The organism is Streptomyces sp. NBC_00996, from assembly GCF_045162675.1.
Taxonomy (GTDB): Bacteria; Actinomycetota; Actinomycetes; order Streptomycetales; family Streptomycetaceae; genus Streptomyces.
Genome location: NZ_CP108723.1, coordinates 7,000,619 through 7,015,459 on the forward strand (window position 1 = coordinate 7,000,619; position 14,841 = coordinate 7,015,459).

Below are 14,841 nucleotides of genomic sequence, written 5' to 3' on the forward strand. Positions count from 1 at the left end.
AACCGGCCCAAACGCCACCAGTGTTCAGATTGTTCAGTTAGTCGACCGAGTGTGATGAAACACGCTCTTCACCAGAACATCCTGTGCCCTTCACAGATCAACCATAGCCTTTGCGCCATGACGCGACGGATGTGACTCATTGTCGCGCGTGGGGGCTTTTGGGGATCTGGGGGGATCTGTTGCTCACGTCTGTCTTCATCGCCGCCGTTTCTCTGGCGCTCTTCTGGATGGCAGCCTTCACCTTGTGGTGGCAGATGCACGCGTGGCGTACGCCCGAAGTGCTGGCCTCCACCCGGTTCAGCAGTCCGGACGGCGGTGAGAGCCTGTCCTTCTCGCTGCTGCTGCCCGCGCGGCACGAGCAGGCCGTGCTCGACCACACGATCCAGCGGCTGCTGGAGTCCAGCCACACCGACTTCGAGATCATCGTGATCGTCGGCCACGACGACCCGGAGACGACCGCGGTCGCCCGGGCCGCCGAGGAGCGCGACCCGCGCGTCCGTGTCGTCGTCGACACCCACGAGAAGAAGAACAAGCCGAAGGCCATGAACACGGCGCTGCCGCACTGCCGCGGGGACGTCGTCGGAGTCTTCGACGCCGAGGACCAGGTCCATCCGGAACTGCTCGCCCACGTCGACCACGCCTTCCGTACGACGGACGCGGACGTCGTCCAGGGCGGCGTCCAGCTCATCAACTTCCACTCCAGCTGGTACAGCCTGCGCAACTGCCTGGAGTACTTCTTCTGGTTCCGCTCCCGGCTCCATCTGCACGCGCAGAAGGGCTTCATCCCGCTCGGCGGCAACACCGTCTTCGTACGGACCAAGGTCCTGCGGGAAGCCGACGGATGGGACCCCGACTGCCTCGCCGAGGACTGCGACCTGGGTGTGCGGCTCTCCAGTGTCGGCAAGAAGGTCGTCGTCGCGTACGACTCCGACATGGTGACCCGGGAGGAGACCCCGGGCAGCCTGATGTCGCTGATGAAGCAGCGCACCCGGTGGAACCAGGGCTTCCTGCAGGTCTACCGGAAGAAGGACTGGCAGCAACTCCCGAACTTCGGACAGCGGTTGCTCGCCCGCTACACACTCATGACGCCGTACCTGCAGGCCGTCTCCGGTGTGGTCATCCCCCTCAACGTGGCCATCGCGCTCTTCCTCGACGTGCCGGTCGGCATCGCCTTCATCACGTTCCTGCCGGCCGTGACCGCTCTGGTCACCTTCGTCTTCGAGCTCGTCGGACTCCATGACTTCGGCAGGCAGTACGGGCTTCGAGTCCGCTTCATCCACTACCTGAAGCTCGTTGTCGGCGGTCCCTTCTACCAGGTGCTGCTGGCGGGCGCCGCCGTGCGTGCCGTGTGGCGCGAGCAACGGGGGCGCAACGACTGGGAGTTGACCAGCCACGTCGGCGCGCATCTCACCGAAGTGATCCGAGAGGACGTTCCTGCGTGACCTCCACCCTTCCCGCGGCGACCACACCCACGGTCCCCGCGCAGCGGCCTCGTGCGCCCAAAATCGTCCCCGACGCCCATCCGGTCCTGCGTTTTCGCAGCTCGCGCTCCGATCTGATCCTGTGTGCGGTGCTCCTCGCGGCGATCCTCGTCGTCCAGGGCTGGAACATCGCCGCCTATCCGACGCTCAGCGACGACGAGGGCACCTACCTCGCCCAGGCCTGGGCCGTCCAGCAGGGCAAGGGCCTGGCCCACTACACGTACTGGTACGACCACCCGCCGCTCGGCTGGATCCAGATAGCCGTGCTGACCTGGATCCCCGCGCACCTCAGCCCGTCCCTGATGACCGTCGGCTCGATGCGCCTCGCGATGCTGCTGGTCAGCGCCATCAGTGCGGTCCTGGTGTACATCCTCGCCCGCCGCCTCTCGCTGCCGCGGTGGGCCGCCGGCCTCACCATGGTGCTCTTCGGACTCTCGCCGCTGTCGGTCGTGCTCCAGCGCGAGATCTTCCTCGACAACATCGCGGTGATGTGGACGCTGCTGGCCTTCTGTCTGGCCGCGTCCCCCAGTCGCCATCTCTGGCATCACTTCGGGGCGGGCATCGCGGCCGCGGCCGCCGTGCTCACCAAGGAGACGATGCTCGTCATCCTGCCCGCGCTGATGGTCACCATGTGGCGGCACAGCCACCGCGACACCCGCAAGTTCGCCCTGACCGGCGCCGTCACCGCCTGCGCCCTGATCGGCCTGGCCTACCCGCTCTTCGCCCTGCTCAAGGGCGAGTTGTTCCCCGGCTCGGGACACGTCTCGCTCTGGGACGGCATCACGTACCAGATGAGCCGCCCCGGCTCCGGCTTCATCCTCGACCGGGGCACCGGCTCCCACGGCGTCCTGCAGTCCTGGCTGTACTACGACCGCGTGCTGCCGCTCGGCGGCCTCGCGGGCGCCCTGCTGCTCCTGATCACCTGGCGCTGGTCGGTGACCGCGCGCGCCCTGGCCGGACCCGCGCTCACCGTGGCGATCCTCGCCCTGGTGGCGCTGCGTCCGAGCGGCTACCTGCCCGCGATGTACGTCATCCAGGCCCTGCCCTTCCTCGCGCTCGTCCTCGCCGGGGGCACCGCGAGCGTCGCCCACGCCGTGCTGCGCAGGTGGCACAGCGACGAGGAGAAGACGTACGTCACCTGGGGGCGCCGGGGCCTCGCGGCCGTGCTCGTGGTGGCAGCCGGCGCCTATGTCGTGCCGCGCTGGTACGAGGGTGACCACACCGCCGTGACCGCTGACGCCAACGCCCCCTACCGGGCTGCCTCCTCATGGCTGAAGACCGAGGTGAAGGACCCGAAGGACACCCGTGTCCTCGTCGACGACGCCCTCTGGCTCGACCTCGTCCACGACGGCTACCGGCCCGGGCTCGGCGTCATCTGGTTCTACAAGGCCGACCTCGACCCCGCCGTGACCAAGACGATGCCGCGCGGCTGGCGGGACCTCGACTACGTCGTGGCCTCCCCGACGGTACGCCGCGACGCGGTCGACCTGCCCAACGTCAAGGCGGCGATCGACCATTCGACGCCGGTGGCCACCTTCGGCAAGGGCGAGGACCGCATCGAGATCCGCCGCATCGAGACCGTGGGAGGCTCCCGATGAGTTACGAGTCCACTGTTCCCGAGGAGCTGGGCGACCCGGCCGTAAGCGGTGCCGAGGTGCCCGAGCCGGGCGCCGTCACCATCGTCGTACCGACGTTCAACGAGTCCGCGAACGTACGGGAGCTGCTGCAGCAGATCACCGAGTCGGTGCCCACGCGACTGCCCTGCGAGGTCGTCTTCGTCGACGACTCCACGGACGACACACCCGCGGTCATCCACGAAACGGCGAAGGACTGCCCCTTCCCGGTCACCGTCCTGCACCGGGAGGAGCCGGTCGGCGGACTCGGCGGCGCGGTCGTCGAGGGGATGAAGGCGGCAGGGTCCGACTGGATCGTCGTCATGGACGGCGACTGCCAGCATCCCCCGTCGCTGGTCCCGGAGCTGGTCGCCACCGGTGAGCGGGCGAACGCCGGACTCGTCGTCGCCAGCCGCTACATCAAGGGCGGCAGCCGTGCCGGACTCGCGGGCGGCTACCGCATCGCCGTCTCGCGCGGCGCGACCTGGCTGACCAAGACGCTCTTCCCGCGCAGGCTGCGCGGCATCAGCGACCCGATGAGCGGGTTCTTCGCGATCCGCCGCAGCGCGGTCACCGCGGAGGTCCTCCAGCCGCTCGGCTACAAGATCCTCCTCGAACTCGCCGTGCGCAGCCGCCCCCGCGGGGTGACCGAGGTGCCCTTCGTCTTCCAGGACCGGTTCGCCGGCGAGTCCAAGTCGACCGCGCAGGAGGGCTTCCGTTTCCTGCGCCACCTCGTCGGGCTGCGCACCGCCTCGCCGGTCGCCCGCCTGGTGGTCTTCGGGCTGATCGGCGCCACCGGCTTCGTACCGAACCTGCTCGGCCTGTACGCGCTGACCGCCGCCGGACTGCACTACGTACCGGCCGAGATCCTCGCCAACCAGCTCGGGGTCGCCTGGAACTTCCTGCTCATCGAGCACCTTCTCTTCCGTGAGCGCCGAAAGCACCGGCACTGGTGGGACCGTGTCGGCCGGTTCGCGCTGCTCGCCAACGCCGATCTGGTGCTGCGCATCCCGTTGATCGCGCTCTTCGTCGACCGCTTCGGGATGGGCGCACTCTCCGCCACCGCACTGGCCCTGGTGACGACCTTCGTCCTGCGCTTCGCAGGGACCGAAGCGCTGGTCTATCTGCCGCGCCGCAACAGCAAGTCCGCGGGCGGGAGCCGCACAGCAAGGAGAGCCGCATGAAACGTATGCACCACGTGGCACGACCACGGCGGAGAACGTCGCTCCTGGCCGTGGCGGGCCTCGCCGCCGGGATGCTGCTGATCTCGCCGCAGCCGGCGTCCGCCGCCAACCTGGTCAAGAACCCGGGCTTCGAGACGGACGGCACCGACGGCATGCCGTACTGCTGGGAGAAGTCCGGCTGGGGCGACAACGACTTCACCTTCTCCACCGTGGCCGACTCCCACTCCGGTTCCAAGGCCATGAAGGTCACGCTGACCCGCCGGGCCGACGGCGACCGCAAGGCGCTGATCACCGAGGACACCACCTGCGCGCCGGTGGTCACCGCGGGCAAGCAGTACGACCTCGGACTCTGGTACAAGACGACGACTCCCGACGCCGCCATCACGCTCTTCCGGCACGACACGACAGCCGGCTGGCAGTACTGGACCGACCTCAAGACGCTGGACATGGCGGGCAGTTATACCCAGGCGACCGTCCGGACCCCTGCCGTGCCGGCCGGCACGGACCGCATCACCTGGGGCGTCTCGGTCTACGGCACCGGCTCCGCCACCACCGACGATTACACGATGGAACAGGTCTCCGACCCGATCCCGTCGGCCACCTGCACCGGCACCGCCGAGGAGTGCGCCGACGGCAAGTGGACGGTGCTGCCCACGCAGAACCCGGTCCGCTCCATGCACTCCGTCGTCCTCAACAACGGCAAGGTGCTGCTGATCGCGGGCTCCGGCAACAGCGAGGAGCAGTTCAACGCGGGCACGTTCACCAGCGCGGTCTACGACCCGGCGAACGGCACGTACAAGACGATCCCCACGCCCAAGGACATGTTCTGCGCAGGGCACGTCCAGCTCGCCGACGGGCGCGTGCTGGTGATGAGCGGCAACAATGCGTTCCCGGTCGCGGGCGGGCACGGCTACGAGGGGTACAAGGACTCGTACATCTTCGACCCGGTCACCGAGACGTACAACAAGACCAACGACCTCAACGACGGCCACTGGTATCCGTCGGCCACCGAACTGGGCAACGGTGACATCATCTCGTTCGGCGGTCTGCGCGAGGACTCGTCCGGTTCGGTGACCGCCGAGCGCTGGTCGGCCGCGGAGCAGAAGTGGCTGCCGTTGTGGCAGGTCAACCAGACCTGGTCGTTCTGGGGCCTGTACCCGTCGATGATCCTGATGCAGGACGGGCGGCTCTTCTACTCGGGCAGCCATGTCTTCGGCAACGGCACCCCGGGCACGGGTTCGGCGATCTACGACTACGACGCCAACACGACGACCGCGGTCCCCGGGCTCCAGAACAAGGACGAACGCGACCAGTCCGCGAGCGTGCTGCTGCCCCCGGCCCAGGACCAGAAGGTCCTGACGATCGGCGGCGGCAACATCGACTCCAACCCGGACGCCAACCGGCTCACCGACATCATCGACCTGAAGGCCACCAATCCGACGTACACCGTCGGCCCGCAGATCCCGCAAGGCACGGTGGACCTGGGCAACGGCAAGGTGGGCGAGACCGGCAATCAGGGCAAGATGTACGTCTCCGCCGTACTCCTGCCCGACGGCAAGGTCCTGGAGACGGGCGGCGGCCTGCACAACCGCGCCAACCCCGTCTACGAGGCGTCGATCTTCGACCCGGCGACCACCACCTTCGACCCGGTGGCCGCCGACCCGCAGGCCCGCGGCTACCACTCCTCCGCGTTCCTGCTGCCCGACGGCCGGGTGATGGCCACCGGAGACAACCCGGGCAACGGCACCTGGAACCACAACGTGTCCATCTACACCCCGCCCTACCTGCTCAAGGGCACCCGCCCGACGATCACTTCGGTGATCGACAACGAGTGGGTGTACGGCGACACCCAGCGCATCACCGTCGACCGGCCCATCGTCAAGGCCGAGCTGATCCGCCCCGCCGCGGTGACGCACTCCTCGGACCCGAATCAGCGGTTCGTGGACCTGCCGCTGAGTGTGGACGGCAACAACGTCGACCTGAACGTGACGAGCAACCCCAACCTGGCGCCGCCCGGCTGGTACATGCTCTTCGCGGTCGACGCCAACGGCGTGCCGTCGGTCGCCAAGTGGGTGCACCTCCAGGGCCCGTCCGCGCTGGCCACGGACACCGCCTCGGCACACGTCCACTCCTTCGCCGACTCCCTCGAGGGGACGGTCACGAAGGCGGGCAAGAAGCGGAGCTCGCAGAAGGTGAGCACCACGATCTCCGGCTGCGACCGCCACTACGGCACGATCAACGTCTGCGTACCTACGGTCTTCCCGGACGGCGTGAAGAAGACGACGGCCTCCCGCTGCTCCTGGCTGAAGAAGAACGACTACGGGCGGCTGAAGGTCAACGGCAAGGACGATCCGCTGGGGCTCGACCCGAACAAGGACGGACTGGCCTGCGGAAAGGCTGATCTGAAGAAGCGCCGTTAGCTCTTCTCGTCGGCTCCGAACTCCGCGAGGGCGCGCTCCACGATGGTCTCCAGCCGGTCGTGGTGCGCGCCCTTCCAGTAGGCGCGCCCGCACTCCTCGCACCGCGCGAAGACGTCGTACGACCGCCGCGTGCCGCCTTCCAGCTGGTCGGCGACCTGCTCCTTGGTGGCCTCCTTGAGCAGGCCGTTGCACGCCGTGCAGCGCGTCCAGGGCTTCAGCTCGGGCGCGAACCGGGCCAGTACGTCATGGAGTTGGTCATCGGGCCGGGTGCTGTAGACGAAGGCGCCCGCCCACAGCTCGCGGCGGCGCAGCAGTCCGCGGTCGCGACTGAGCATCACGCGTCGCTCGGCCGCCGAACGGGCGGCGAGGGTCGGGTCGCCGATGTCCGTGGACTCGTACGCCGTGTCGACGCCGAGCAGGCGCAGGCGGCGGGCGAGCGTGCCGAGGTGGACGTCGAGGAGGAAGCGGAGCGGGGCCCCCGGGACCTGCTGGGGGCGCTCGACCGCACGGACCTCCACGGTCTCCCCGGCCGCCGGGATGTGCGCGAACGGCACCGCACGGCCGTCCACGACCAGGGCGCCGACCTCCGTCAGCGGGACGCCCAGCGACTCGATGACATGGCCGAGCGTGGAGGAGCCGTCGGTGCCGACCTGCGTGGCACCGACGCGTCGCCCGTGCGGGACGAACAGCCCCAGTTCGGGGGCGAATTCGACATGGATCTCCGGACCGTTCACATGGTCAGGATGTCATGTCGGGGGTGGCCGTGGCCTCCGGGTTTCCGGCGGCGGGCAGAGTCCGGGCCGCGGGGGTCAGGCCGTGTTCCAGGACGTCCACCGCGCGGTCGACGACATCGGCGAAGTCCTCCTGGTGGCCGCCCTCGGCCCAGTACAGGGAGGTCTCCATCAGGCCGCCGATCAGCGACATCGCGAAGACGCGTACTTCGAGACTCTCCGGGTCCCGGCCGACGCGCTCCCCGATGGCCCGGCACAGCAGGCGGCCGGTGACCGACATGCTCTCCATCATCCGGGCGCGCACCGCGGGGACCTCGACCATCAGCCGCGTCCGCAGCCGTGTCACCTCGGGCTCCTCGGTGTTCCCGAGGCCGATGGCCTTGCGCAACACGAACCGCAGGGAGTCGAACCACGGCTCGTCCGCGGGCCGCGCCCGCAGCTCCTGCTCGAGGATCGGGTCGTGCTCGTCCGTGAGGACGATGTCCTCCTTGGTCGGGAAGTAGCGGAACACCGTGGACGGGGAGACCTCGGCCGCCTCCGCGATCTGCTCGATGGTCGTCGCGTCGTACCCCTGCTCCTGGATCAGTCGATACGTCGCGTCGCGGATCGCGATCCGGGTCTTCATCTTCTTCCGCTCGCGGAGCCCCGGCTGGGGCACCGCGCCGGGAGTGGAGCTGTGTGCGGTGGCGGCCATGGTGCTCATTGTCCGGCATCCGCGGGGGACGGGGCCATGTCGGTGTCCTCCTCGGGGCCGGGGGCGGTGTCGGGGGCCGGCTCGGGGTTCGGCAGCAGCGCTGCGGCCAGCAGCGCGGTGACGAGTGCCGCGATCCCGCTGACCAGCAGGACCAGGTCCATGCCGTGGACGTACGAGGCGTCCGCGGAGGCGGCGAGCGCGCGGTCCCCGAGCCGCGCGGCGACCACATGGGCGCCGACCACGGAGTCGGAGGCGGTGCCCGCGACCGAGTGCGGCAGGCCGGAGGTGTCCAGCCGGTCGCTGTACGCGCTCGCGAGGAGCGAGCCCAGCAGGGCGATGCCGATCGCGCTGCCCACCTGGCGCACCGTCATGAGGAGCCCGGAGCCTCCCCCACTGCCTTAAGGACGTGGGGGGACCCCCAGCCGGCGCGGGCGCGGGGCAGGGCGCCGAGGGCGGCGGACATCGCCGGGACCACGGCGAAGCCGAAGCCGAGTCCGGCGATGGACAGCCACAGGGCGGTGAAGCCGTAGCCGTCGTCGACGGACGTACGGCTGCCGAGTATCGCGGCGAAGGCGAGGGCGACGAGTCCGGCGCTGATCACCGCGCGCGGTCCGAACTTGGTCAGCACAGGCCCGGCGCCCCGGGAGGCGATCAGCAGTCCGCCCATCATCGGCAGCATCCGCACTCCGGTGGCGAGGGCGTCGTGCCCCAGCACCGCCTGCAGATACTGCGGCAGCACGAACATCAGCCCGGACAGCACGAACATGACGAGGGTCGCGGCGAGCGTGTTGAGCAGAAAGCCGCGCTGGGCGAGGAGGGAGAGGTCCAGCATCGGGCGTACGCTGCGGCGTTCGCGGACGACGAGCAGTGCGACCAGGGCGATCGCGGCCGTGAAGAAGCCGAGGATCAGCGGGTCGCCCCAGCCTCGGTGCGGGGCCTCGATGATCGCGTAGATCAGGATGCTGAGGCCGGCCGCGGTGAGAGCGGTGGAGACGGCGTCGACCTTGGGCGAGGCCGGGATGGGGGTCCCCCCGCTCGGGCGCAGCCGAGAGTGGGGGAGGGTCTCGGGGAGCAGGAAGACGCAGGCGGCGATGCCGATGGCGGCCATCGGCACGTTGACCAGGAAGACCGAACCCCACCAGAAGTGGTCGAGCAGCCAGCCGCCGACGATCGGACCGAGCGGCAGACCGAGGGCGGAGGCGGCGGAGACCGCGCCCACGGCCTTGGTGCGCTCGTCGGGTCCGAACAGCGAGGGCAGCACGGCCATCGCGAGCGGCATCACGAGCGCGCCGCCGACACCCATCAGGGCGCGGGCGACGATCACCGGGGTGGCATCGTCGACGAGGGCGCCGACCAGGGAGCCGGCCAGGAAGATGCCGAGGCCGGTGATGAGCATCCGGCGCCGTCCGAAGCGGTCGCCGAGCAGGCCCGCCGGAAGCATCAGGGAAGCGAAGACGACGACGTACGCGTCCGCCGTCCACTGCTGCTGTCCGGTGGATGCGCCCAGGTCACGGGCCATCGTCGGCAGCGCCACGTTGAGGATCGTCATGTCGAAACCGAGCACGAGCATGCTCGCGACCAGGGCGCCAAGGGCCCACCAGCGGCGAGGGTCGCGCCGTTCGGCGCCGTCCTGAGTGAGAGTCACCATGAAATGGGAGTAACTCTCAAAAGATGGCACCTGTCAATCTATTCGGTTGGGTTCATTGTCAGTGCCCCGTGTCACTCTGAGATCGGGGCGAGGTACGGAATGTGATCACTGGAGGGGAGGGTGAGATGAACGTCGTGGTGACGAGGGTGGTGGCGCTGCTGGCGGCGGTGCTGTGTGTGGCCGGATTCATCGCCGGGGGCACGCCGGCCGTCGTCGGCCTGGTGCTGGTGGGCGTCGCCGTCCTGACATGCGAAGTGGCCGCGGCTTCCACGCCACGGCCACTGAGGAGGAGTCGGTCGGAAAGACCCGGCGGGGAGCCGGGCCGCAGGTCACCCGTGCTGATAGGCCACCAGCGAGATTCCGACGTAGTGCACGACGAACGCCGCGAGGGTGAAGGAGTGGAAGACCTCGTGGAAGCCGAACCAGCGCGGTGACGGGTTGGGGCGCTTGATCCCGTAGATCACGCCGCCCGCGCTGTAGAGCAGACCGCCGACGATCACCAGCACGAGGACGGCGACCCCGCCCGTGCGCATGAAGTCCGGGAGGAAGAAGACGGCCGCCCAGCCCATTGCGATGTAACACGGGGTGTAGAGCCAGCGCGGGGCGCCGACCCAGAACACGCGGAAGATGATGCCGGCCACTGCCGCGCCCCAGATGCCCCACAGGAGCCACTGCCCCTTGGTGCCCGGCAGCAGCAGCATCGTCAGGGGTGTGTAGGTGCCCGCGATGATCAGGAAGATGTTCGCGTGGTCGAGCCTGCGCAGCACGCCGTCCATGCGCGGGCCCCAGTTGCCGCGGTGGTAGAGCGCGCTCACTCCGAACAGCAGGCAGGCCGTGAGGGCGAAGATCCCGCAGGCGATGCGGCCGCGTGGCGAGTCCGCGAGAGCGGTGAGTACCAGGCCGGAGATGAGTGCGGCCGGAAACATGCCGAGATGAAGCCAGCCGCGGAGCTTGGGCTTGATCTCGTCCGGCAGGGACGGGTGCGGCAGGGAGCGCGCGAGGGAACCGAGGCCGGCGGCCGGTGGGTCCGTGGACGCGTCGGGGACGGGCGCAGTCATGCGTCGAATCGTACCTACGGAACCGTAAGTTACGTATCGGTCCGGCGTGATGAGCCGCCAATAGTGGCCATGCTCTCACGCGGGTGGCGGGACTTCTCAGGGGTATCCGGGGTGAACCCGGGGTGTGTGGAGGGAAACCTTCCGGCGAGTGGCGATGCTCACTCCGCTCAGGTGTGACGTCCTATGGACATATGCGCGGTTCAGTCGGATGATCAAATGAGTGCGGTCGGCACCGGATGAGCGCCAGAGGTTCACCACCGTGAAGCATCCGGGTCGCAGCCCCCACGGGGCCAACAACAAAACCCCTCATTTAGGAGCAATCGTGGCGCGCGACATCGCGGCTCCCACTACGGTCGTCCCCACCCATCACAAAGAACTGATCTCGTGGGTCAACGAGATCGCAGAACTGACCCAGCCGGACAGCGTGGTCTGGTGTGACGGATCCGAGGCCGAATACGAGCGACTGAGCGAGGAGCTCGTCCGCAAGGGCACCTTCAAGAAGCTCGACCCGATCAAGCGCCCCAATTCGTACTACGCCGCTTCCGACCCGACCGATGTCGCGCGGGTCGAGGACCGGACGTTCATCTGCTCCGAGAAGGAGGAGGACGCGGGCCCGACCAACCACTGGAAGGCCCCCGCCGAGATGCGGGAGATCTTCGCCGGTGAGCAGGGCGTCTTCCGTGGCTCGATGAAGGGCCGGACGATGTACGTCGTCCCGTTCTGCATGGGCCCGCTCGGCTCGGACCTGTCCGCGATAGGCGTCGAGATCACCGACTCCGCCTACGTCGCCGTGTCCATGCGCACGATGACGCGCATGGGACAGCCGGTCCTCGACGAACTCGGCACCGACGGCTTCTTCGTGCGTGCTGTGCACACGCTCGGAGCGCCGCTGGCCGAGGGCGAGGCGGACGTGCCGTGGCCCTGCAACTCCACGAAGTACATCTCGCACTTCCCCGAGACGCGCGAGATCTGGTCGTACGGCTCGGGCTACGGCGGCAACGCGCTGCTCGGCAAGAAGTGCTACGCCCTGCGCATCGCCTCCGTCATGGCGCGCGACGAGGGCTGGCTGGCCGAGCACATGCTCATCCTGAAGCTGACGCCGCCGCAGGGCGAGTCCAAGTACGTCGCCGCCGCCTTCCCGAGCGCCTGCGGCAAGACGAACCTCGCCATGCTGGAGCCCACCATCTCCGGCTGGACGGTCGAGACGATCGGCGACGACATCGCGTGGATGCGGTTCGGCGAGGACGGGCAGCTGTACGCGATCAACCCCGAGGCCGGCTTCTTCGGCGTCGCGCCCGGCACCGGTGAGCACACCAACGCCAACGCGATGAAGACACTGTGGGGCAACTCCGTCTTCACGAACGTCGCGCTGACCGACGACAACGACATCTGGTGGGAGGGCATGACGGAGGAGACTCCGGCGCACCTCACCGACTGGAAGGGCAATGACTGGACCCCCGAGTCCGGTACGCCCGCCGCGCACCCCAACGCCCGCTTCACCGTCCCCGCCTCGCAGTGCCCGATCATCGCGCCCGAGTGGGAGGACCCCAAGGGCGTGCCGATCTCGGCGATCCTCTTCGGCGGCCGCCGCGCCAGCGCGGTGCCGCTGGTGACGGAGTCCTTCGACTGGAACCACGGCGTCTTCCTCGGTGCGAACGTCGCCTCCGAGAAAACCGCCGCAGCCGAGGGCAAGGTCGGCGAGCTGCGCCGCGACCCGTTCGCCATGCTGCCGTTCTGCGGCTACAACATGGGCGACTACATGGGCCACTGGGTCGACGTCGCCAAGGACAAGGACCAGGCGAAGCTCCCGAAGATCTACTACGTGAACTGGTTCCGCAAGAACGACGCGGGCAAGTTCGTGTGGCCGGGCTTCGGTGAGAACAGCCGTGTCCTGAAGTGGATCGTCCAGCGCCTCGACGGCAAGGCCGAGGGTGTCGAGACGCCCATCGGCATCCTGCCGGCCAAGGGGGCCCTGGACACCAACGGTCTCGACCTCTCGGAGTCCGACCTCGACTTCCTGCTCACCGTCGACAAGGACGTGTGGCGCGAGGAAGCCGCGCTGGTTCCCGAGCACCTCAACACCTTCGGCGAGCACACGCCGAAGGAGCTGTGGGACGAGTACCGCGCGCTGGTACAGCGCCTGGGCTGACGCCCGCCGTCAAGCTCCGCGGCCGGTCCGGCTCTGCCCTGACCTGCGACGTCGTCAAGACCGGCCGCGGTGACGTCGATGCCGGGTTTTGTCGCCCCCTCCGCCCCTGCCCATCCCGCACCAGCCTTGCGGCTGCGGGTGGGTGGGGGCTTGCCGCGCAGTTCCCCGCGCCCTTTCAGGGGCGCGGGGAACCGCGCAGTCTTTTGGCGGGGGTCCGGGGGCGCAGCCCCCGGGTACGGGACGGGTAGGGGCGGAGGGGGCGAAAAACCTCCGGCCTGCCGCCGCGCGCGTCGAACGTAATCCTGCCCCCCACTTCCGTCATCACCTCTGCCGTGCACGGCATTTCGCGGGACACTCGGGACATCCTGCAACGAACCCCGAAATGAGGTGAGCGGGGTGCGCACACCGGTCAGCGACCCCATGAAGATCGGGCCGTACCGCATCGTGGGGCGGCTGGGCTCCGGCGGGATGGGATGGGTGTATCTCGGCCGTTCGCCCGCCGGGCGCGAGGTCGCCGTGAAGGTGGTGCGGCCCGAGCTCGCGGCGGAGGGCGAGTTCAGAGAGCGCTTCGCGCGCGAGGTCGCGGCCGCGCGGGTGGTGAGCGGCGCGTACACCGCAGCCGTGATCGACGCCGACACCGAGGCCGAACTGCCGTGGCTGGCCACGATGTATGTGCCCGGACCCTCGCTCGCCGAGGCCGTTCGTACGGACGGACCACTGCCCGAGCCGCAGGTGCGGCCGCTCGGCGCGGGCCTGGTCGAGGCGCTTCAGGCCATCCACGCCGCTCGCGTGGTGCACCGGGACCTGAAACCGGCGAATGTGCTCCTCGCCTCCGACGGGCCCCGCGTCATCGACTTCGGCATCTCCCGCGTCGACGGCGCCCCCGGACTCACTCAGGTGGGCGTCGTCGTCGGCACTCCGCCCTTCATGTCGCCCGAGCAGATCAAGGGCGCGCCGGTGGGCCCGCCCAGCGACGTCTTCTCCCTCGGCGGAGTGCTGGTCTACGCCCTGACGGGCCGCCCGCCGCACGGCAGCGGGGAGGCGGTGCGCTACCGGGTCGTCCTCGCCGAGCCCGAGCTCGACGGCGTACCCGCGTCCATGCGCGAGCTGATCGCGCACTGTCTGGCCAAGCGGCCCGAGGACCGGCCCCAACTCGGCGAGCTGCTTGCCGAGTTGCTGGAGCAGGCGCCGAAGTCCGCGTCCTGGCCGCCGCCCACCGTGGCCCACAGCATCAAGGCGCGCACCCGTGACCTGGCCGGCCGCCGCAAGCAGGGGACGAGTGTGTCCGTGCCCTCCTGCCTGCTGCTGCATGCCCAGGCGCTGCTGGACGCCGGGCTGACCGACGCGATGGTCGCCGAGGCGGTGGGTCGTGGCGACGCCTGAGTCCTTTCCCGGCCGCGGCCACGAGATCCTCGAAATAGGCACGCACTGGCGGCAGTTGGTGCAGAACTGGGTGGCCCGGCGGAATTACCACATCGTGACCGACACCGTTTCTGTGTCCATGCAATTCGATCTCAAGGAAACGGGGCGGATGGTCACGGTGAGATTCATGACCACCAAACGGCTCCTTGTCGCTTTTGCGACCGACGGTCATTATCTGCGTCAGGATCAACTCGCCGTCGCCGCGGCGGCGTCGAACGCATGGAATACCGAACAGTTGAATCCCATGCTGTCCGTGTGGGACGTACGGGGGCCGCGGCCCTGCCTCGCCGGCGTCTGCGATCTCCCGTTGACCTGCCGGATGACGCAAGCGGATTTCGATGCTCTGGCCAGTGATTGGGTGGAACGGGCGCGGCAGATGTTCACCCGCTGCCATCAGGTTTTCAAGTTGTAGAAGTGAAATCCGTCGTGTGCCCCAAACCC

The 14,841-nt window shown here is 68.9% G+C and carries 10 protein-coding genes and 1 pseudogene; 7 read left to right on the plus strand and 4 right to left on the minus strand.

The features are described from left to right. Positions 1–179 precede the first annotated feature (179 nt). Genes OG390_RS32920 through OG390_RS32935 form a run of 4 tightly spaced genes read left to right on the plus strand, consistent with a single transcriptional unit; the run spans position 180 to position 6,698 of the window. On the plus strand, positions 180–1,442 hold the full coding sequence (locus tag OG390_RS32920) for a glycosyltransferase (protein WP_406172999.1): 1,263 nt from the start codon (positions 180–182) through the stop codon (positions 1,440–1,442). Continuing rightward, a complete protein-coding gene (locus tag OG390_RS32925; RefSeq protein WP_406173000.1) occupies positions 1,439–3,079 on the plus strand; it encodes an ArnT family glycosyltransferase in 1,641 nt (546 codons plus the stop codon). The genes OG390_RS32920 and OG390_RS32925 overlap by 4 nt, the downstream gene beginning before the upstream one ends. Further along, positions 3,076–4,278, plus strand: a complete 1,203-nt coding sequence (locus tag OG390_RS32930) for a glycosyltransferase (protein ID WP_406173001.1) — start codon at positions 3,076–3,078, stop codon at positions 4,276–4,278. The genes OG390_RS32925 and OG390_RS32930 overlap by 4 nt, the downstream gene beginning before the upstream one ends. After that, entirely contained in the window at positions 4,275–6,698 is a 2,424-nt protein-coding gene (locus tag OG390_RS32935; protein ID WP_406173002.1) for a galactose oxidase-like domain-containing protein, read from the plus strand. Before OG390_RS32930 ends, OG390_RS32935 begins: the two co-directional genes overlap by 4 nt. Here OG390_RS32935 and OG390_RS32940 read toward each other — a convergent pair. The 4 genes and pseudogenes from OG390_RS32940 to OG390_RS32955 form a co-directional block, all read right to left on the minus strand. Next, positions 6,695–7,432: a Mut7-C RNAse domain-containing protein gene (locus tag OG390_RS32940; RefSeq protein ID WP_406173003.1), complete on the minus strand. Its 738-nt coding sequence runs from the start codon at positions 7,430–7,432 to the stop codon at positions 6,695–6,697. The two genes, OG390_RS32935 and OG390_RS32940, sit on opposite strands and share 4 nt — an antisense overlap. A gap of 4 nt (positions 7,433–7,436) precedes the next feature. Beyond that, entirely contained in the window at positions 7,437–8,132 is a 696-nt protein-coding gene (locus OG390_RS32945) for a TetR/AcrR family transcriptional regulator (protein WP_406173004.1), read from the minus strand. Beyond that, positions 8,129–9,771 (minus strand): annotated as a pseudogene (locus OG390_RS32950) (MFS transporter). Before OG390_RS32950 ends, OG390_RS32945 begins: the two are co-directional and overlap by 4 nt. A 329-nt stretch (positions 9,772–10,100) precedes the next feature. Next, positions 10,101–10,829: a hemolysin III family protein gene (locus OG390_RS32955; protein WP_406173005.1), complete on the minus strand. Its 729-nt coding sequence runs from the start codon at positions 10,827–10,829 to the stop codon at positions 10,101–10,103. Between the two features lie 322 nt (positions 10,830–11,151). On the opposite strand from OG390_RS32955, the gene OG390_RS32960 reads away from it, so the two are divergent. The 3 genes from OG390_RS32960 to OG390_RS32970 all read left to right on the plus strand — a co-directional run bounded on the left by OG390_RS32960 (position 11,152) and on the right by OG390_RS32970 (position 14,812). After that, positions 11,152–12,978 (plus strand): phosphoenolpyruvate carboxykinase (GTP), encoded by a 1,827-nt coding sequence (locus tag OG390_RS32960; RefSeq protein ID WP_406173006.1) that lies wholly within the window; start codon positions 11,152–11,154, stop codon positions 12,976–12,978. Positions 12,979–13,374: 396 nt separating this feature from the next. After that, the gene (locus OG390_RS32965; RefSeq protein WP_399089083.1) at positions 13,375–14,361 is read left to right on the plus strand and encodes a serine/threonine-protein kinase; all 987 of its coding nucleotides are present in this window, start codon (positions 13,375–13,377) and stop codon (positions 14,359–14,361) included. Next, a complete protein-coding gene (locus tag OG390_RS32970; RefSeq protein WP_406173007.1) occupies positions 14,348–14,812 on the plus strand; it encodes a hypothetical protein in 465 nt (154 codons plus the stop codon). Before OG390_RS32965 ends, OG390_RS32970 begins: the two co-directional genes overlap by 14 nt. Positions 14,813–14,841: the final 29 nt, after the last annotated feature.

What these genes read in the sequence shown, in the direction of transcription:
- OG390_RS32955 (WP_406173005.1), bottom strand. Translation starts at nt 10,829, where the DNA reads ATGACTGCGCCCGTCCCCGACGCGTCCACGGACCCACCGGCCGCCGGC.
- OG390_RS32945 (WP_406173004.1), bottom strand. Translation starts at nt 8,132, where the DNA reads ATGAGCACCATGGCCGCCACCGCACACAGCTCCACTCCCGGCGCGGTG.
- OG390_RS32930 (WP_406173001.1), top strand. Translation starts at nt 3,076, where the DNA reads ATGAGTTACGAGTCCACTGTTCCCGAGGAGCTGGGCGACCCGGCCGTA.
- OG390_RS32935 (WP_406173002.1), top strand. Translation starts at nt 4,275, where the DNA reads ATGAAACGTATGCACCACGTGGCACGACCACGGCGGAGAACGTCGCTC.